The sequence below is a fragment of the Mycobacterium sp. genome, from assembly GCF_035640695.1.
Classification (GTDB): domain Bacteria; phylum Actinomycetota; class Actinomycetes; order Mycobacteriales; family Mycobacteriaceae; genus Mycobacterium.
On sequence record NZ_DASQVQ010000037.1, the window covers coordinates 24,289 to 41,963 of the forward strand.

The following is a 17,675-nucleotide window of genomic DNA, read 5'->3' on the forward strand; positions in this document are numbered from 1 at the left end:
GTTGTCGTGCCCGACGTTGTTTTCTCAGTCGATCAGTCCCGCTCCATGCGTGATCAGGCGGTGCCCGGCCACAACCGGTGGCACCCAGACATCCCGCCGGCCGTCAACGTTCGCCCCGGCCAATCGATCCGCGTCGAATGTCGCGAGTGGACCGACGGCCAGATCGGCAACAACGATTCGGCAAACGATGTGCGGGATGTCGATCTCACCCACGCGCACATGCTTTCTGGGCCGATTTATGTCGAGGGCGCCGAACCCGGCGATCTGCTCGTCGTCGACATCCTGGATCTCGGACCGGTGCCGCAAGAAGTCGGCGACGCCCCCGGCCAGGGCTGGGGCTACACCGGGGTATTCGCGAAGGCAAACGGCGGCGGCTTCCTGACCGACCATTTCCCCGACGCGTACAAGGCCATCTGGGACTTCGCGGGCCAAAAGTGCACGTCCCGGCACATTCCCGGGGTCGAGTTCACCGGCATCACCCATCCCGGGTTGTTCGGCACCGCGCCGTCGACCGAACTGCTCACGCGTTGGAACGCACGCGAGCAGGCGCTGATCGACACCGATCCCGAACGGGTCCCGGCGTTGGCGTTGCCGCCTCTCGAAGAGAACACGCTGGGCGGCACGGCGACTGGCGACACACTGGCCTCGATCGCCCACGACGGCGCTCGCACCGTTCCCGCTCGCGAGAACGGCGGCAATCACGACATCAAGAACTTCACCCGTGGGTCGCGGGTGTTCTATCCCGTGCACGTGCCGGGTGCGCTCTTCTCCGGCGGTGACCTCCACTTCAGCCAGGGCGACGGCGAAATCACTTTCTGTGGTGCGATCGAAATGGGCGGCTTCATCGACTTCCACATCGATCTGATCAAGGGCGGTATGGAGACCTACGGGGTGACGACAAACCCCATCTTGATGCCCGGCAACGTCGAGCCGCGCTACTCGGAATTTCTCACCTTCATCGGCATCGGTGTGGACCACGGGAGCGACAGGCAGCTCTACAACGACGCCACCATGGCCTATCGCAACGCGTGCCTCAATGCGGTCGCCTATCTGGAGAAGTTCGGCTATTCCGGCGCGCAGGCCTACCTGCTGCTGGGTGCGGCACCCATCGAGGGCAGGGTCAGCGGGGTGGTCGACATTCCCAACGCGTGCTGTTCGCTGTATCTGCCGACCGCCATATTCGATTTCGATATCCGCCCGACGGCGTCCGGGCCGCTCAGAGCCGACAGGGGAAGTTGCGCCGTGTCATCGTGAGGTGGGCCGACACCACGACCGCTTGAAATCAGGGGTGGGCCAGCAACTTTCGCACTCTCGAGAAGAGTCGTCGCGCGCTTGGTAATGATTGATGATTCCGTGAAACAATCGAGGAATCAGCGCCTAGTCGATCTATCCGAAGTGCCCGAAAGGAGCCTCGATGGTGCAGCCGGAAAACACCGTTTACCCGGTTCGGGTCCGTGGTGACCTGGACCCCGGCCTTTCCCGCTGGCAGTGGCTGGTCAAGTGGATACTCGCGATTCCGCACTACATCGTGCTGGTCTTCTTGCACATCGCCTATGCGGTCGTCACAGTGATCGCGTTTTTCGCGATCCTGTTCACCGCCAAGTATCCCCGCGGTCTGTTCAACTTCAGCGTCGGGGTGCTGCGCTGGCGGTGGCGGGTGGCCTTCTATGCGCTGTCGGTCCTCGGCACCGACAAGTACCCACCGTTCAGTCTGCAGCCCAAACCCGGGTACCCGGCCGACCTGGAGGTCGACTACCCGGAGCGGCTGCACCGTGGTCTGGTGCTGATCAAGTGGTGGCTGCTGGCCATCCCGCATTACCTGATCCTGATGGCGATGTTCTACGGCGGTATGCGCATCATGGGTGACATGGGCGATGACGATAACCAGTGGGGTGACGCCTATATCGCGGTGCCGCTGGCCGGCATCCTGCTGCTGATCGCGGTAATCGCCCTGCTCTTCACGGCCCGCTACCCAAAGGGCCTGTACGACTTTGTCCTTGGCATCAACCGCTGGGGTTTGCGGGTGCGGGCGTACGCCTCGTTGATGCGCGACGAGTATCCGCCGTTCCGCCTCGATATGGGGCCGCGTGAACCCGAGGCCGCAGTAGCGACCGCGCCCGAATCCGCTTAATTCGCGGTGCGCCCGAGCGACACGTCAGCCGGATAGAATCTCCTGCAGCAGTGAAGATTCGATATTGCCGCCGGAGAGGATGATGACAGTTCTGCCCGCCGGCGTTGAGCGCTGGCGGTAGGCGGCCAACGCGACAGCACCACTCGGCTCACTGACCAAGTGAGCCTTGTACGCCAATTCGCTTACGGCCGAGCGAATCTCGGTCTCGGACACCGTGATCACGCCGTCCAGCACCTGCTGCAAGTGCGCAAATGTCAATTCGGACGGCTGTGACCGTAGACCGTCGGCGATTGTTCGGTTGCGAACCTCGACGGGCCAATCCGCCCGGTGCCCCGTCCGAAGGCCCTCGGCCGTGTCGGCCGCGAGTTCGGGCTCGACACCAAAAACATTGGCGTTCGGGCAGAGCGCCTTGACGGCGACGCCGATCCCCGACGCCAGGCCACCGCCGCTGACCGGGATCAGCACGCACTCGACTTCGGGCAAGTCGTCGGCAATCTCCAGGCCGATCGTGCCCTGTCCGGCGATCACGTCGGGGTGGTCGAACGGCGGCACCAGCACGGCACCGGTGTCGTCCACGACGGCGGCCGCCACGTTCTCGCGCTGCCCCGGTTCGCACAGCACGACCTCGGCGCCGTGCTCGCGGGTGGCTTGCACTTTGCCGGCCGGCGTTTCCTGCGGCATCACGATGTGGGCCGGGATGCCGAACGCCGCCGACGCGTACGCCACCGCTTGCGCGTGGTTTCCGCTCGAATAGGTAACGACACCGCGCGCGCGGACCGCGGCGTCGAGCCGGCCGATCGCATTGAAGGCCCCACGGACCTTGAATGCGCCGACCGGCTGCAAGTTCTCCGGCTTGATCCACAGCGGACGGTGGCCATCAGCCCAGCCCGCCGGGACAAGCGGAGTCCGTACCACGGCGATGCGGATCCGATCCGCCGCCGCGCGAATGTCATCGATAGTCACCAGCCGCACGACGCCAAGTTTGCCCGTCTATGGGGCTTGCAGCGTGATGTCGGTCCACGCCGGGTCGTCATTGCGGTGGTTGCTCATGTTGCGGCACTCGCCGTAGAGCTTGACGATTCCGACGTTCAGGTAGTCGCTGCTCCGATAGAAGATCGCGGTGACGCCGTCTTTGCTGAGCGTCTTGCCGAAGGCGTACTGGTTCGGTGGCAGGCCTTCGCTCCAGCCGCGGGCCGCCAGCGTGTCGGCAATCCTCTGGAAGTAGCCGACCGCGTCTCCGGGTAGCTCGAAGGTCATGTTGGCGGCGCCCTGGTACGGAGGGTCGGATTCGTTCTTGCACGACAGAAAGGTGTAACCGCCGCTCGCCCTGCGCAATTGAGTGATCGCGACGATTTGTCTTGCCGACTCGACAACTTGAGCCCGGGCCTGGTCATCGGTGAGCGGATGCGCGGGATGGTTTATCGTGTCGCTGGGCGACCTCAATGCGTGGGTCAGCACGAGGGCACCACCGAGGACCAGCGACACCATCAGTGCGCCGACGAGAAGGCGCACCGCCGGTGATGAGCGGACCCGGCCGCCACGGTTGCTTTCGGTCATCAACGATGCAGTGTGGCCATTCTAATTTCTAATCGCGGCCCATCTGCGGCTGTGCGGCAAGCCAGGCTTCGCCACGGCGCTTGGATGCCCGCGACAGCCACGCATCCTGGATCAGTTCGGCCAGTTCGGCCCTGCCCACCGCGCCCAGTTGCGAGGCTCGGACCAGCACCGACAGGTGGCCGTCGAAATGGTCGGTGGTGAAGAACGGCGTGGCCGGATCCTGGACGAGGGCCAGCTTTTCGCTCTCGGACTCCACCCAGATCACGATCACATCCGAGTACGGCTCGCCGGCCACCGGGTCCCTGGCATCCGGCCGGGGGGTGCGGAAGAACACAAACGACTTGCCGCCGACCTGATAGATGGCATTTCCTTTGGGGCCTTCGATTCGATTCACGTGCGGCATTGACGCCGCGATCTCATGCACGTCGCTGACCCGTGCGGGTCGATCAACCATGACGCGACCGTACCGGTTTCCCGGCATCACGATGCAGGCTTGTCAGGCCTGCCCTGACGCATTATTTTCGTCAGGCGAAGCCTTACGGACAGGAGTGCGATGAGTGGCGCCGGCCCAGCCGCAAAGATCTGGTGCTCGTTCTGCGGCAAGCCGAACACCGAGGTCGACAAGCTCCTGGCCGGCCCGGGCGTGCACATCTGCAACGAGTGCGTCTCGACGGCCGACGCGATCATCGAGGAGTACCGCGGCAAGCCCCACGAGCTTCGATTCCCGGTCTGGGAGTCGATGAGCGACGCGCAGATGCTCGACCATGTTCCGCGCATCGCCACGGTGGCACGGCAGATCGAAACGGACCTGCGCTCGTGGGTCCAAGAACTTCGGCGTCGCGGCGTGACCTGGTCGAGAATTGGTGAGGCCCTTGGCATTACGCGGCAGTCTGCCTGGGAGCGGTTTTCCGGCGAATAGTGAGACCTGCCGCGCGGCCCCGAAGCTAGGCCACCGGCGGCAGCCCCAAAACGCCCCGGACCATGCGTTCTGCGAGCGCGACATCGTGGGGGGCGCCGGCCAGCTGGATGGCAAGGCCCTCCAAAGCGCTGATCGCTCCGAGGGCCAGCGTACGGGCCGGAGGGCCGGGAGGAATGGAACCGGCGCGCCGTCCTGACGCGATCAGCGCGCTGAACCGCTCGGCCAGGCTTTTGCCGATTTCCTTCACCGCCCGACCGACGGGATGGTCACGACCGTCGAATTCGACGCGCAGCGCCATCATCACCCGCGCGACGTCGCGACGACAGAACACTACGTGGCCGCGCGCAAGTGCGATGAGCACGTCGACCGGGTCGGCCTGGCGCTGGGCGACCTGCCACACCTCGTGCTCCCAGGTGGCGGCCACCCATTCCACGACGGCCAACGCGAGGTCCTCTTTGCCATGGAAAAGGTGATAAAGGGCGCCCCGGGTGTATCCGGCGTCGTTGGCAACCTGTTCCAGAACGAGATTGCCGTAGCCGTAACGGGAAAAGCCCCTGGCCGCCGCTTCGAGCAGTGCGGCGCGGGTGTGCGCCCTGCGCTCGGCTTGAGTTCTCCGGCGGGCCGTGGAGCCCGACCTAGATACGTACATGTACGTATGTTACTCTGCGGAAGCAAGGAGGTTGACCGATGAGGCTTGCGGACACTGAGCACACCTCCAGGCCGTGGCGGATCCACGAAATCACCCCTGACTTCAGGCTGCTCGACGTGTGGGCGCTGCCGACGCCCGGAGGCCCCGACGACTTCCCGCGGCTGCTGGGGTTGTGGTCGTCGTATGACCCGAGTAGGGGCTCGTCCTTGGTCGTGCGCGCACTGTTCGCGATCCGCGCAAAGCTCGGCGAGCTGCTCGGCTGGGACCGCCTGGACACCACCCGGGGTCACGTGAACCCGACTCTGCGTGACCGGTTGCCGGACGATCTGCGCTCCGGGCCATCGGGCCCGGAGCGCATCTCGCCGTTCAAATCGCTGTACCAGACCGACAACGAGTGGGCGGCGGAAATCGTGAACCGCACCGTTCACGGCGTCATCCATCTGGGCTGGGTGCCTGATCCGGCGGGCGAGTACCGCGGGCAGCTGGCCGTCTTGGTCAAACCCAACGGCCTTTTGGGCACGGGCTACCTGACGGCGATCGCGCCGTTTCGGCATCTGATCGTCTATCCGCGCATGCTGCGTGAGGTCGGGCGGAATTGGCGCGCCCATGCGGAAAATCGCCGCTAAGGCACGGCGCTACGCCGTCACCGAGCCGCGCCGCGCGCCGCGCTGACGACGTCGCTGTACTACGAACGGCCAAGGTTGGCCCGCATCATCTGGGCGATCGTCGGCCCGCTGCACCGGCGCAACGCCCCATATCTGTTGGAGCGCGCGAGCCGGCCAGCGTCACCGCGACGCCACCGGTCGGGGGATCGCCTGTCGCCGCAGTGATGTCGGCAAGTAGACCGCGCCCGGGCCGGCGAGCGCGGCGCTGTCGGCGGGGTTGGAGATCGCGCACCGCTTCAGCGACAGGCAGCCGCAACCGATGCAGGAATTCAAGTTGTCGCGAAGCGCCACCAGCCCGGCGATCTGATCGTCCAGGCGTGCTCGCCACTCTTTGGACAGGCGGGACCAGTCGGCCCGGGTCGGCGTCCGGTTCCCGGGCAGTGTGTCGAGTGCGGCCGCAATCTCGTCAAGACTCAACCCGACGTTGCGGGCCGCGCGGATGAACGCGAGCCGCCGCAACATGTTTCGTTCGAACCGGCGCTGGCCGCCGGACGTCCGCGATGCGGTGATCAGTCCGTTGTGCTCGTAGAACCGGATCGCCGACGGTGCGAAGCCGCTTCGGGTCGCAACCTCACTGACCGTGAGCAGGTCGGCACTGTCCACGCGTCACACCTCTCTTCGCTTCTGGACTTGACTTAAAGTCAACTTTAACTACCAGTATGCCTGGTATGACTCAAGCGCAGCATCCCGTCGCAATCGTCACCGGTGGCTCACGCGGGTTCGGCCGGGCATTGACCTCGGCCCTGCTGGACCGCGGCTGGACCGTCGTCACCGACGCCCGACGCACAGCCGACTTGTACGAAGCGGCCGACACACTGAATTCGCCGCGACTGATTCCCATCGCCGGGGACGTGACCGAGCCGACCCATCGGGCCGCATTGATCGTCGCGGCCATCGATGCGGGGCGGTTGCGCCTGCTGGTGAACAACGCCAGCAGGCTCGGTCCGAGCCCGCAGCCTGCCCTTGCGGATTACCTGGCCGCCGACCTGCGGGCGGTGTATGACACCAACGTCTTCGCACCTCTGGCATTGATCCAGGCCGCGCTGCCGGCGCTGACCGACAACCACGGTGCGATCGTCAACGTGACGTCCGATGCCGCGGTGGAGGCGTATGCGGGGTGGGGTGGCTACGGCTCGTCGAAGGCCGCACTGGACCACATCTCGGCGATCCTGGCGGCAGAGATCCGCGTCGTGCCGGTCTATGCCTTCGATCCGGGCGACATGCGCACCGAGATGCACCAGGCCGCGTTCCCCGGCGAGGACATCTCCGATCGCGCGGAGCCCGAATCGGTGGTGCCGGCGTTCTTGCGGCTGATGGATGCCAGGCCGGCGCCGGGGCGCTACCGGGCCAGCGACCTGCACGCGATCGGGGCGAGTGGATGACCCTGGCCATCCCGCGCACCCGCTTCAATCGCTCCGCCGGTTCGGATGCAACCGAACCGCCCGAGGCACACGGCATACCGCGCGATGGTGTCAAACTGCTTGTCGCACACCAGAACAGCGTCGCGCACGCGCGGTTCTACGACCTCGGCAACTACCTGCGCCCTGGTGACCTGTTGGTGGTGAACAACTCGGCCACGCTGCCGGCCGCCGTCGACGGCCGCCGCGGCGGCCAACCGATCACCATCCATTTCTCGACGGCGCTCGGCGACCACGCCTGGGTGGTGGAATTTCGGCCGGCCACGAACGCGACCGGACACCTTCCCGATATCCGGCCGGGTGAACGCATCGTCCTACCAGACGGGGCGGCCGTGGTGGTCGACGCGGCCTATCCCGAACCGGGCGTGGCGGGCAGCCGGTTATGGCTGTCGCGGCTGGCGATCGAGGGCGACGTCACGGCTTACCTGGCCCGGTATGGCCGGCCCATTCGCTATGCGTACGTGCCACGGCCGTGGCCACTGCGCGCTTATCAGACGGTGTTCGCCCGCCGACCCGGCAGCGCCGAAATGCCCAGCGCTGCACGGCCATTCAGCGCTGAGCTGGTGACGTCGCTGGTCGCGTCCGGCGTCGCCATCGCACCGGTCACACTGCACGCCGGGGTCTCCTCCGCAGAGCCCGGAGAGCCACCGGTGCCCGAGCCTTTCCATGTGCCGCCCACTACCGCGCGGCTGGTGAACCTGACACGCACGACCGGAGGACGAGTGATCGCGGTGGGTACGACGGCGACGCGAGCCCTGGAGTCGGCGGCGACGGTCGAGGGGGCGGCTCACCCAGCGGACGGCTGGACGGACATCGTCATCGGGCCCGACCGGCCGGTGCGCGTGGTCGACGGGCTGATCACGGGTTGGCACGCCGCCGGCGCGTCCCACCTGTTGCTGCTCGAGGCGGTCGCCGGCATCGATCTCGTCGCCGCGGCTTATCGCGAGGCGGTCAAGCACCGCTACCTCTGGCACGAATTCGGTGACAGCGCGTTGCTGCTGTCGGGACGCTGAGTTCGCTCGGGCGACGGTCTTGTCCTGCACGTGTGAAATCCCGTGGTCGGAATGGTCTCGGCAGTACGAGGCAACCGAACGAGTCATGGAGCACTGTTGGGGTCGACAACCCGACGAGTGTAGGGAGGACTGGAAAATGACTCTGCCGGTGCGACGTTCCGGAGGTCAGTCCGGCGTATGGCGGCCATTCCGCGGCTTCGAGGACCTGTATTCCGAATTCGACCGACTTGTTCAGTCCATGGTCGGTGGCGCGACTGGTGACGGCGCATGGTTGCCCGCGGCCGACATCTCCGAGACGGACGAGGCCTACGTCATCGAGGTTGAGGTGCCGGGCGTAAAGGGCGAGGACATCAACGTCGAGCTGGACGGAAACGAGCTCGTGGTGAACGGCGAGGTGAAGGAGCGCACGCGGGAAGGTCTGCTGCGTCGCCGCACCCGACGGATCGGCAACTTCGAATTCCGCGCGACGCTGCCTGGTGACCTCCGCGCCGACGACGTTGAGGCTTCGCTGGCCAATGGCGTCCTGACGGTGCGGGTGCCCAAGGCGCAAAGCACCAAGCACAGCAAGATCGAGGTCACCGAGTCGTCCAACGGCTCGAGCTGACGCCGGTCGGGAAACCCGGTTCTCCCCCAGCTCCGCGGTGATCGGGGGCCGGGGGCCCGAACATGCCGCGGCGCGTCGCAAACCCGCTATTTGTGCAGCTCGGCTCGCATCTGGGTGAACCGGAACAGCCCGGGTTTGCCGACCACGTCCTCATAGGCGCGCACCTGCTCGTCGATGAACCGCATGCGATCCTGCGGCTGCAAGCGGTCGGTCCACGCTGCCGAGCCCACTGCGCACCAGCTTTCGAACTGCTCTCGCGAGCCGAAATCCCACTGGCGGTCGATGACCGTGAGCGCCGCCACGGTCAGTCCCGCCGAGGCGGCCAGTTGGGCGTACCCGGCCGGATCAACATGGACGTAGGGCGCGGCGAACCCGTCAAACCACTTCGCCCAATGCTGACTTCGAGTCAGGGTCATCGCGATCGATTCCAGGCTAGTCCGCTCGCCGGCACAGACCACCTGTATCAACACCCGCGCGCCCCGATGCACCACCGACGCGATCTGCGCCAACGCTTGCTGCTGTTCGGGCACCCAGTGCAGCGCGTTGAACGAGACAACGACATCGAACTGTTCACCGAACGGCAACCTTCGCGCATCGGCGCGCACGAACGCCGGCCCGGACCCGGCGCGAGCCGGAATCGCATGCGCCGCAGCGATCATCCCGCGCGACGGATCCATGCCCACCACGTAACCGCGGGCCACCTTGCTAGCGATCGCGTGCGTGACATATCCGTCGCCGCATCCGATGTCCAGCACACGTTCGTTCCCGTCGAACGCGAGGCTTGCTATCGCGTCTTCGGCCATCGTGCGCTGCAAACTACTCACCCGCGCGTAAACCCGGCCATCCCAATCGGTCACAATGCTTAGTTAACTCCCCTTTTCGTCGAGATTGATCGTTACCGCTTCGAAATGGCCACCACGGCGCGCCTTTTCGGGCAAACCACGCCGACACAACCACCATGGCTCGCATGCCACTGCTGAGCCGCCGCGTCATGCTTCGTTACGGTGCCGGCGCGGCCGCTGGAACCGCGGCTTCCTACGCGTTGAGTGCATTGCTCGAGCCCGGGACGCCCGCGGCCGAGCCTGACCGCCCGTCGGGCGCCGCCCCGTCGTATCTGACCGGATCGTTTGTCTCGGCCGCTCGTGGCGGCGTCGAAACCAGCTGGGCGATCGCGCGGCCGCTGGCAGCCACCCAGGCGCTGCGGCCGGTGATCGCGTTGCACGGCAGGGGCGGCAACGCCGGTGGCGTGATGACCATGGGTGTGCAGGACGGTCTGGCGCAGGCGATGAAAATCGGCTGGCCGCCGTTTGCGGTCGTCAGCGTCGACGGCGGCGGCAACAGCTACTGGCATCGGCGGTCATCGGGCGAGGATGCCGGCGCGATGGTGCTGACCGAGCTGCTGCCGATGCTGACCAGCCACGGCCTGGACACCTCGCGGGTGGCGTTCCTGGGCTGGTCAATGGGCGGTTACGGCGCACTGCGGCTGGGCGCCTCGCTCGGTCCGGCGCGCACCGCCGCAATCTGCGCGGTCAGCCCGGCGTTGTGGACGTCGTACGCGTCCGCCGACGCCGGCGCGTTCGACGGCCCCGACGACTGGGCACACAACACGGTGTTCGGCCTGCCGGCACTGTCGCAGATTCCGCTGCGGATCGACTGCGGCACCGGCGACCGGTTCGCGGACACGACACGACAATTCATCAGCCAACTCCGCAGGCCCCCGGCGGGCGGCTTCTGGCCGGGCGGGCACAACGTGTCATTCTGGACCAGTCTCATGGCCGCCGACCTCACCTGGATAGCGTCACAGCTGACGGCATAGCCGGCGGCCTGCGTCTTACCTGTACGTTGACCCCCAATACCGAGTGCTGGGCGCAAGTCGTGAGAAGATCGCTGCTCGAGTGAACACAATCACCACGCCAGAACGACGCCGACCCCGACGGAGCCGCCCTGAGCGCGCCGGGCGCGCTCGGCACGCCAAATCGAGTCCGCGGCGGCGACCATCGCGGCGAACGGAATTCCGCCCCGACATCGAGGGCCTGCGCGCGGTCGCGGTGCTGGCGGTGGTGTTGTTCCACGCGGGCGTGCCTGGCGTCGGCGGCGGGTATGTCGGCGTCGACGTCTTCTTCGTCATCTCCGGCTTCCTCATCACCGGGCTGCTCTGGCGTGAGGTGTCCACGACCGGCGGTGTCGCCCTGGCGAAGTTCTACGGCGCGCGAGCCCGCCGGCTGCTTCCGGCCGGCTGCACTGTGCTGGTCGCGACAGCAATCGGCGCGGCGGCGCTATTGCCGCCGGTCCAGGCCCGCGAGGTGCTCGGCGACGGCATCGCCAGCGCCCTGTATGTGGGCAATTACCGGTTCGCGGTCCAAGGCACCGACTACCTGAACGCCGGCGCGCCGCCGTCGCCGTTCCAGCACTACTGGTCGCTCGGCGTCGAGGAGCAGTTCTATCTGTTGTGGCCGGCGCTGATCATCGGCACCGCGTGGCTGGTCCGGCGGTGGCGCCGCGGCCGCTCGGAGACCGTGCCGTCGGGGCTGCCTTACCTGCTCGTGCTCGCGCTCGTGGCCGCCGCATCTTTCGCGGTGTCGTTGGCGTGGACCCACGCGCTGCCGTCGTGGGCATTCTTCTCACTGCCGAGTCGGGCGTGGGAGTTGGCCGCCGGTGGGCTGGTGGCGTTGTCGGCCGTCGCATGGCGCCGGCTGCCGGTGCCCGCGGCCGCGATTGTCGGCGCGGCCGGGCTGACGCTGATCATCGTGGCCTGCACTCAGCTCGGCGAAAAGACGCCCTATCCCGGGACGGCCGGCCTGCTGCCGGTGCTGGGCACCGCGCTGGTGATCGGGGCGGGCTGCGCCGCACCGGATTACGGCGTCGGGCGTTTTCTGTCGGTGCCGGTCATGCGGGCGATCGGCCGGGTGTCCTACTCCTGGTACCTGTGGCACTGGCCGGTGCTGCTGCTCGCGCCGCCGCTGCTCGGTCACCCGCTCGGACTGGCAGAGCGGCTGGCGGCGGCCGCCGCCTCACTCGGGCTGGCCGTGCTCACGCTGGTTTTCATCGAAAACCCGGGCCGGTTCGCGCCGCCGCTGCGGCGCTCGGCGGCCGGCAGCCTCGCGCTCGGCGGCGCCGTCACCGCCGTGGCCGTCAGCGTCGGTCTGGTCCTTCTGCTCATGGTGCCTGCGCCGGTCGGCCATGGTGCGCCGGCGGCGGCGTTGCGGGTCGACGCGGCGGCGCCACAACCGACCACGGACGCCGACCCGCACGATGCGGCGGTGCAGCAGCTGATTGCTCAGGTGCGCGGCGCGGTCGCCGCGTCGGCCGATCTGGGCGCCGTCCCGTCCAACCTTTCGCCGTCGCTCGCCGATGCGCCCGGGGACAAGCCGTCGGTGTTCCTCAACGGCTGCGTGCGGTCGTGGCGGGAGGTCGGGCAGGACGAGTGCGCGTCGGGTGACACCGCCTCGGCCACGACGGTCGCGCTGGTCGGCGACTCACACGCGGCAATGTGGCACCCGGCGTTCAAGCAGATCGCCGAGCAGCGGCACTGGCGCCTGGAGACGCTGGGCAAGGTCACCTGCCCGCTGTCGGACCTCAGCCCGATCACCAGCCCCTACTTGGGCCGCGAATACACCGAGTGCGAGCAGTGGCGCGGCGAAATCCTGGGCCGGCTGCAGGCCGAGCGGCCGCGGCTGATCGTGTTGAGCATGTCCCGGCGATACGGCGCCGACTTCGGGTTCACCTCCTACGACCCGGCTTGGATCGACAGCCTCACGCGGCTGGTGGCGAGGCTGCGGAGCAGCACCGGCGCACCGGTCCTGGTGCTGGGCCCGATACCGGACCCGCACTCCACGGTGCCGACCTGCGTGTCCGGCCATCTCGACGACGCCATGGCGTGTGCACCGGCGAGGTCGGTTGCGGTAAACGACGGCGGCATCGCGGCCGAGGCGGCGGCGACGGCTGCCGGCGGTGGGCAGTACGCCGATGTCACCGACCTGTTCTGCACCGTCGACCGCTGCCCGGTCATCGTCGGCAACGATCTGGTGTTCCGCGACGACAACCACGTCACGATCGAGTACGCGCAGGTGCTCGCGCCGGTCATCGCCGCGCTGGCCGACAGGACCCTGGCCCGCGCATGAGTGGCCGAATCGACGGTTTCCACGGTCCTAAGATCGGCCCATGCACGGAGAGGTGACGGTCCACATGGCGGCGCCGGCAGCCAAGATCTGGGAACTGATCGCCGACGTGCGCAACACCGGCAGGTTCTCGCCGGAAACCTTTGAGGCCGAGTGGCTCGACGGCGCCACCGGTGCCGCGGTTGGTGCCCGGTTCCGCGGCCACGTCCGGCGTAACGAGATCGGCCCGGTGTATTGGACGACGTGTCGGGTCACCGACTGCGAACCGGGTCGGGAGTTCGGCTTCGACGTGATGATCGGCGACCGGGTCGGCAACCACTGGCACTACCGGTTGACGCCTTGCGACGGGGGCACCGACGTGACGGAGTCGTTCCGGCTCAATGATTCTCCCGGGCTGAAGATTTACTGGACGCTGCTCGGCTGGCTGCGCGGACCGCGCAATTTGCGCGACATGAGAAGAACGCTCGAGCGGATCAAGGACGTCGCCGAGAACTCTTGAGCGACACACTCTTCGCAGCGATGCCGCTGATCACCCTGTCGCATACCGCGGCCATGTCGGCGCGCGCCTGATCGGCATTGCCGGCCCGCGAAATGTAGAGCGCCGCCTCGTCCAGCGCGCCGAGCAGCACGTGGGCGGTCGGGCGTAACGGCTGGTCTGCTATCGCGTTCTCGGCGATCGCATGCGCCAGCATGGCCTCGATGACGCCGAGCCCATACTTCGTCCCGACGGCGCGCCATCGATCCCAGCCCAGCACCGCCGGCGCGTCGATCAGCACGATCTGCTGCACGTCCGGCGCCGAGCAGCGATCCAGGAACAGCCGCGCGCCGACCCGCATGGCCTCCAGCGGGTTGGGCGGCCGGGCGACCATGATCTGCTGCGAGATGTCGGCAACCAGATCCCGCTCGACGTCTTCGTACACCGCGGCGAACAGCGCCGCCTTGTCGTCGAACTGGTGGTAAAGGGCTCCCCTTGTCACGCCCGCTGCTTCGACGATGGCCTGTGTCGATACCTCGGCAAAGCCTTTGTCGGCGAACAGCTTTCGTGCCGCGTGGATCAGCACGCCGCGCGTTGCCGCGCTCCGCTGCGCCTGGGTGCGACGGGAGCTGCGTGCCGCCCGGCGAGCGGCCGAACGATCACGGTTGACTTTCATACAGCCTGCACGTAAGTTTCATACAGCGAGTTTGTAAGTTCGGACCTGGAAAGGATAGCGAACATGCCACAGGTCGCGCTGGAACAGGCAACGATCGACTACCGCGTGTTGGGCCCCGAGGACTCGGCTCATCCTCCCGTGCTGTTCGTGCACGGCATCCTCGTCGACCACCGACTGTGGATTGATGTCGCCGAAAGGCTTGCGCGCGAGGGCTTTCGGTGCATTCTGCCGAACTGGCCACTGGGCTCGCACACGATTCCGGTCAACAACGGCGCCGACCTGTCGCCCCGCGGGCTTGCCACGCTGATCCGCGACTTCATCGTCGCGCTCGGTCTCACCGACGTGACCCTGGTCGGCAACGACACCGGCGGCGGCCTGTGTCAGTTCGTCATCGACGCCCATTCCGACCACATCGGCCGTCTGGTGCTCACCAACTGCGACGCGTTCGACAAGTTCCCGCCGTTTCCGTTCAACGTCGTCTTCGCGCTGTTACGCGGGCCGGTCACCATCAAGACCCTGTTCTGGCAGATGGGGCTGCGCCCGCTGCGGCACTCCCCGCTCGGCTTCGGCCTGCTGATGAACAATCCCGACCCGCAGCTCACGGCCGGGTGGCTGGAGCCGTGCCGCAACGACTCGCGCATCTGCCGCGATCTCGCCACCCTGCTGCGGCAGGTGGCGGCGACGGACCTGACCGACGTGGCGACGCGATTGGGCAACTTCACCAAGCCCGTCACGCTGGCGTGGGGACAGCGCGACCGCTGCTTCACGCCGGCGCTGGGTAGACGGCTGGCCGAGCGGTTCCCGCACTCGACGTTGATAGAGGTGCCCGACGCGCGCACCTTCGTCGCCCTCGACAATCCTGGCGCGGTGGTGGACGCGATCGCCGCGGTCGGCGCCGACAAGCCGCCTTCCTGATCGCCCCCGATAGCCCAGACGGTAGTCGTTGGCCCATCCGGGTTTAATCCGCCGCCGCGGGTAAACCCCTAATCAACTGCCGGCACGCCCGGCGGAGTGAGGGCAGGAGGCGACCATGAACGCGGGCGTCCAAACGGGCACGGTCACCACACAAGTGCCGGCACGGTTGGATCGACTGCCCTGGTCGCGGTTTCACTGGCGCGTGGTCGTCGGGCTCGGGGGTGTCTGGATCCTGGACGGGCTCGAGGTCACGATGGTCGGCAATGTGGCAGCGCGCCTCACCGAAAAGGGCAGCGGCATCGAGCTCACCGCCGGCGAGATCGGCGTCGCGGCCGCGGTCTACATCACCGGTGCGTGCCTGGGCGCGCTGTTTTTCGGGCAGTTGACCGACCGGTTCGGTCGCAAGAGGCTATTCATGGTCACGCTGGTGCTCTACCTCATGGCCACCGTGGCGACGGCCTTCGCGTTCGCGCCGTGGTACTTCTTCGTCACGAGGTTCTGCACCGGGGCGGGTATCGGCGGCGAATACGCCGCGATCAACTCCGCAATCGACGAACTCATCCCGGCCCGGGTGCGCGGACGGGTCGACCTGGCGATCAACGGGTCGTACTGGCTCGGCGCCGCCGGGGGCGCCGCGGGCGCGCTGTTGCTGCTCGACAAGTCGATACTCCCAATGAATTTGGGGTGGCGCCTCGCGTTCGGTATCGGTGCGGTGTTCGGTCTGGTGGTGTTGCTGGTGCGGCGCAACATTCCGGAAAGCCCGCGATGGCTGTTCATCCATGGGCAAGAGCAAGAGGCCGAGCGGATCGTCACCGAGATCGAGCAGGAAGTCGAGCGGGAAACGCACCAAACCCTTTCGGCGGCAGAGGGATCGATCACGGTGCGCCAGCGCAAGTCCATCTCGTTTCGTGAGATCGCCAAGGTCGCCTTCACGCTCTACCCCAAGCGTGCGATCCTCGGCCTTGCGCTCTTCATCGGTCAGGCGTTCATGTACAACGCGTTCACGTTCAACCTCGGCACGCTGTTGAGCAGCTTCTACGGGGTCGCGTCCGGTGTCGTGCCGGTGTTCTTCATCGTGTGGGCGTTGAGCAATTTCGCCGGACCGCTGGTGCTCGGGCGGCTGTTCGACACCGTCGGGCGCAAACCCATGATCGCGCTGTCGTACCTGGGTTCTGCCGCGATCGCCGCCGCACTGGCCTGGATCTTCGTGTCCGAGGCCGGTGGCGTGTGGACGTTCATCGTCGTGCTCGCGGGGTGCTTCTTCCTGGCGTCTTCCGGCGCGAGCGCCGCCTACCTGACCGTCAGCGAGATCTTCCCGATGGAGACACGGGCGTTGGCAATCGCATTCTTCTACGCCGTGGGAACGGCCATCGGCGGCATCACGGGCCCACTGCTGTTCGGCCAACTCATCAACTCCGGCGACCGCGGTCTGGTCGCCGTCTCGTTCTTGATCGGCGCCGCGGTCATGGCCATCGCGGGCATCGTGGAAGTGGTGTTGGGTGTCAAGGCCGAAGGAAAGCGGCTGGAAGACCTGGCGTTGCCGCTGACCGCCGCCGATGCGGCGCAGGATGCGACGGAAACGCCGGCGGCGAACCAAGTTGCCCGCAAGGACCGCCATCGCGTGGGCCCGCCCGACCGATGTTGAGATGCCGAGTCTTCGGCCACCGGACCGCGTTCTACGCCGACGGGCGCACCCTGCGGTGGGAATGTGACCGCGGTTGCGGCCGGGGCACCGGCTCAAAGCAGTACCCAACCGCCGAGGAGGCGCGCCGTTACGCCGCCGCGTTCAACCGCCGCGACACCGCAGATCTCGGGAAGCGGGCACCGCTGATCGGTCTGCTGCCGCTTCGGTTATGGCGCAGACTCCGTGGCCACTAACCCTTTTCGAGGTGCATTGCCTGGTGCGCGCTTGAGATTTCGCATCGGGGTGTCGGAGCGGAATTCGCAGGCATTCGGGCTATCGTGAGCACCGCCGACTGCCGTCAATGCAAGGTATGCGTATATGAGCGACCCGCTTGGGTTGTCGATCGGGACGACCAACCTGGTCGCCGCGCGAGTCGGCCACCCGCCGGTGACGCGCCGCGCCGAGTTGACGCTGTTTTCGCACCGCGCGCCTGAGGTGGGGCTGCCTTCGGAGAATCCCGATCTCACCGAGCCGGGCACGGTGCTCAGCGGGTTCGTGGAGCGCATCGGCGACCCGGTACCGCTGGTGGCCGAGGACGGGTCGACCCACCGCGCGGACTGGCTCGTGGTCGAGGCCCTGGATGCGATGGTCTACACCGTCAACGGCCAGGCTCCGCCGACGCAGATCCGGATAGCCGTGCCGGCGCATTGGGGCCATGCCGTGCTGGATACGGTGCGGGCAACGTTGCGGACCAACGCGACCCTGTCGCCCAACGGCGTGACAGCTCCGCTGGTGTCGGATGCCGTCGCGGCATTGACGGCCTTGGCCGTCGATCCGGGGTTGCCGACGAGTGGTGTGGTGGCACTCGTCGATTTCGGCGGCAGCGGCACGAGCATCACGCTCGTTGACGC

Annotated in this window: 19 protein-coding genes and 1 pseudogene; 13 read left to right on the forward strand and 7 right to left on the reverse strand. The window is 67.0% G+C overall.

The genetic code is table 11. The features are described from left to right. Positions 1-6 precede the first annotated feature (6 nt). Positions 7-1,254 carry a formamidase gene (gene fmdA / locus VE759_RS04230; RefSeq protein WP_324928532.1) on the forward strand — a complete coding sequence of 416 codons (1,248 nt, stop codon included), beginning with the start codon at positions 7-9 and terminating at the stop codon, positions 1,252-1,254. Between the two features lie 160 nt (positions 1,255-1,414). Continuing rightward, positions 1,415-2,131, forward strand: a complete 717-nt coding sequence (locus tag VE759_RS04235) for a DUF4389 domain-containing protein (RefSeq protein ID WP_324928534.1) — start codon at positions 1,415-1,417, stop codon at positions 2,129-2,131. 24 nt (positions 2,132-2,155) lie between these two features. Here the strand turns inward: VE759_RS04235 and VE759_RS04240 are convergent, their stop codons facing one another. From VE759_RS04240 to VE759_RS04250, 3 genes are read right to left on the reverse strand one after another with little or no spacing between them, the layout of a single operon-like run. Further along, on the reverse strand, positions 2,156-3,103 hold the full coding sequence (locus tag VE759_RS04240) for a threonine/serine dehydratase (RefSeq protein ID WP_324928535.1): 948 nt from the start codon (positions 3,101-3,103) through the stop codon (positions 2,156-2,158). 18 nt (positions 3,104-3,121) lie between these two features. Beyond that, the gene (locus VE759_RS04245) at positions 3,122-3,688 is read right to left on the reverse strand and encodes a hypothetical protein (RefSeq protein ID WP_324928536.1); all 567 of its coding nucleotides are present in this window, start codon (positions 3,686-3,688) and stop codon (positions 3,122-3,124) included. Positions 3,689-3,716: 28 nt separating this feature from the next. Next, a complete protein-coding gene (locus VE759_RS04250) occupies positions 3,717-4,142 on the reverse strand; it encodes an MmcQ/YjbR family DNA-binding protein (protein WP_324928538.1) in 426 nt (141 codons plus the stop codon). Between the two features lie 99 nt (positions 4,143-4,241). Between VE759_RS04250 and VE759_RS22860 the strand changes: the two genes are divergently transcribed. Beyond that, on the forward strand, positions 4,242-4,607 hold the full coding sequence (locus VE759_RS22860; RefSeq protein WP_414687830.1) for a ClpX C4-type zinc finger protein: 366 nt from the start codon (positions 4,242-4,244) through the stop codon (positions 4,605-4,607). Positions 4,608-4,632: 25 nt separating this feature from the next. Here VE759_RS22860 and VE759_RS04260 read toward each other — a convergent pair whose 3' ends face one another. Beyond that, positions 4,633-5,256 (reverse strand): TetR/AcrR family transcriptional regulator, encoded by a 624-nt coding sequence (locus tag VE759_RS04260; RefSeq protein WP_324928539.1) that lies wholly within the window; start codon positions 5,254-5,256, stop codon positions 4,633-4,635. A gap of 38 nt (positions 5,257-5,294) precedes the next feature. On the opposite strand from VE759_RS04260, the gene VE759_RS04265 reads away from it, so the two are divergent. Beyond that, positions 5,295-5,882 (forward strand): DUF2867 domain-containing protein, encoded by a 588-nt coding sequence (locus VE759_RS04265; RefSeq protein WP_324928541.1) that lies wholly within the window; start codon positions 5,295-5,297, stop codon positions 5,880-5,882. A 159-nt stretch (positions 5,883-6,041) separates the two neighbouring features. Here VE759_RS04265 and soxR read toward each other — a convergent pair whose 3' ends face one another. Continuing rightward, the gene (gene soxR, locus VE759_RS04270; protein ID WP_324928542.1) at positions 6,042-6,524 is read right to left on the reverse strand and encodes a redox-sensitive transcriptional activator SoxR; all 483 of its coding nucleotides are present in this window, start codon (positions 6,522-6,524) and stop codon (positions 6,042-6,044) included. A gap of 65 nt (positions 6,525-6,589) precedes the next feature. Here soxR and VE759_RS04275 point away from each other — a divergent pair, with 65 nt between their 5' ends. From VE759_RS04275 to VE759_RS04285, 3 genes are all read left to right on the forward strand, one after another. Then, complete coding sequence (locus VE759_RS04275) at positions 6,590-7,303, forward strand: SDR family oxidoreductase (RefSeq protein WP_324928544.1); 714 nt, start codon at positions 6,590-6,592, stop codon at positions 7,301-7,303. Next, the gene (locus tag VE759_RS04280; protein ID WP_324928545.1) at positions 7,300-8,352 is read left to right on the forward strand and encodes an S-adenosylmethionine:tRNA ribosyltransferase-isomerase; all 1,053 of its coding nucleotides are present in this window, start codon (positions 7,300-7,302) and stop codon (positions 8,350-8,352) included. Before VE759_RS04275 ends, VE759_RS04280 begins: the two co-directional genes overlap by 4 nt. A 136-nt stretch (positions 8,353-8,488) precedes the next feature. Beyond that, positions 8,489-8,956 (forward strand): Hsp20/alpha crystallin family protein, encoded by a 468-nt coding sequence (locus VE759_RS04285; protein ID WP_324928547.1) that lies wholly within the window; start codon positions 8,489-8,491, stop codon positions 8,954-8,956. An 86-nt stretch (positions 8,957-9,042) separates the two neighbouring features. Here the strand turns inward: VE759_RS04285 and VE759_RS04290 are convergent, their stop codons facing one another. Continuing rightward, positions 9,043-9,813, reverse strand: a complete 771-nt coding sequence (locus tag VE759_RS04290) for a class I SAM-dependent methyltransferase (RefSeq protein WP_324928548.1) — start codon at positions 9,811-9,813, stop codon at positions 9,043-9,045. 110 nt (positions 9,814-9,923) lie between these two features. On the opposite strand from VE759_RS04290, the gene VE759_RS04295 reads away from it, so the two are divergent. From VE759_RS04295 to VE759_RS04305, 3 genes are all read left to right on the forward strand, one after another. After that, a complete protein-coding gene (locus VE759_RS04295; RefSeq protein ID WP_324928549.1) occupies positions 9,924-10,772 on the forward strand; it encodes an alpha/beta hydrolase in 849 nt (282 codons plus the stop codon). A gap of 79 nt (positions 10,773-10,851) precedes the next feature. Then, entirely contained in the window at positions 10,852-13,077 is a 2,226-nt protein-coding gene (locus VE759_RS04300; protein WP_324928551.1) for an acyltransferase family protein, read from the forward strand. Positions 13,078-13,117: 40 nt separating this feature from the next. Beyond that, a complete protein-coding gene (locus VE759_RS04305; RefSeq protein ID WP_324928553.1) occupies positions 13,118-13,573 on the forward strand; it encodes an SRPBCC family protein in 456 nt (151 codons plus the stop codon). Here VE759_RS04305 and VE759_RS04310 read toward each other — a convergent pair. After that, on the reverse strand, positions 13,548-14,225 hold the full coding sequence (locus VE759_RS04310; RefSeq protein ID WP_324928555.1) for a TetR/AcrR family transcriptional regulator: 678 nt from the start codon (positions 14,223-14,225) through the stop codon (positions 13,548-13,550). The genes VE759_RS04305 and VE759_RS04310 overlap by 26 nt on opposite strands. Positions 14,226-14,288: 63 nt before the next feature. Between VE759_RS04310 and VE759_RS04315 the strand changes: the two genes are divergently transcribed. From VE759_RS04315 to VE759_RS04325, 3 genes and pseudogenes are all read left to right on the forward strand, one after another. Continuing rightward, positions 14,289-15,140 carry an alpha/beta hydrolase gene (locus tag VE759_RS04315; protein WP_324928556.1) on the forward strand — a complete coding sequence of 284 codons (852 nt, stop codon included), beginning with the start codon at positions 14,289-14,291 and terminating at the stop codon, positions 15,138-15,140. A gap of 115 nt (positions 15,141-15,255) precedes the next feature. Next, entirely contained in the window at positions 15,256-16,785 is a 1,530-nt protein-coding gene (locus VE759_RS04320) for an MFS transporter (RefSeq protein ID WP_324928557.1), read from the forward strand. A gap of 357 nt (positions 16,786-17,142) precedes the next feature. Further along, positions 17,143-17,675 (forward strand): annotated as a pseudogene (locus tag VE759_RS04325) (molecular chaperone); the annotation flags it as partial.

Bases quoted from the DNA above. Each gene is read 5' to 3' on its own strand.
- VE759_RS04235 (WP_324928534.1), top strand. From the start codon at position 1,415: ATGGTGCAGCCGGAAAACACCGTTTACCCGGTTCGGGTCCGTGGTGAC.
- VE759_RS04245 (WP_324928536.1), bottom strand. From the start codon at position 3,688: ATGACCGAAAGCAACCGTGGCGGCCGGGTCCGCTCATCACCGGCGGTG.
- VE759_RS04250 (WP_324928538.1), bottom strand. From the start codon at position 4,142: ATGGTTGATCGACCCGCACGGGTCAGCGACGTGCATGAGATCGCGGCG.
- VE759_RS22860 (WP_414687830.1), top strand. From the start codon at position 4,242: ATGAGTGGCGCCGGCCCAGCCGCAAAGATCTGGTGCTCGTTCTGCGGC.
- VE759_RS04260 (WP_324928539.1), bottom strand. From the start codon at position 5,256: ATGTACGTATCTAGGTCGGGCTCCACGGCCCGCCGGAGAACTCAAGCC.
- VE759_RS04265 (WP_324928541.1), top strand. From the start codon at position 5,295: ATGAGGCTTGCGGACACTGAGCACACCTCCAGGCCGTGGCGGATCCAC.
- VE759_RS04275 (WP_324928544.1), top strand. From the start codon at position 6,590: ATGACTCAAGCGCAGCATCCCGTCGCAATCGTCACCGGTGGCTCACGC.
- VE759_RS04280 (WP_324928545.1), top strand. From the start codon at position 7,300: ATGACCCTGGCCATCCCGCGCACCCGCTTCAATCGCTCCGCCGGTTCG.
- VE759_RS04285 (WP_324928547.1), top strand. From the start codon at position 8,489: ATGACTCTGCCGGTGCGACGTTCCGGAGGTCAGTCCGGCGTATGGCGG.
- VE759_RS04295 (WP_324928549.1), top strand. From the start codon at position 9,924: ATGCCACTGCTGAGCCGCCGCGTCATGCTTCGTTACGGTGCCGGCGCG.
- VE759_RS04305 (WP_324928553.1), top strand. From the start codon at position 13,118: ATGCACGGAGAGGTGACGGTCCACATGGCGGCGCCGGCAGCCAAGATC.
- VE759_RS04310 (WP_324928555.1), bottom strand. From the start codon at position 14,225: ATGAAAGTCAACCGTGATCGTTCGGCCGCTCGCCGGGCGGCACGCAGC.
- VE759_RS04315 (WP_324928556.1), top strand. From the start codon at position 14,289: ATGCCACAGGTCGCGCTGGAACAGGCAACGATCGACTACCGCGTGTTG.
- VE759_RS04320 (WP_324928557.1), top strand. From the start codon at position 15,256: ATGAACGCGGGCGTCCAAACGGGCACGGTCACCACACAAGTGCCGGCA.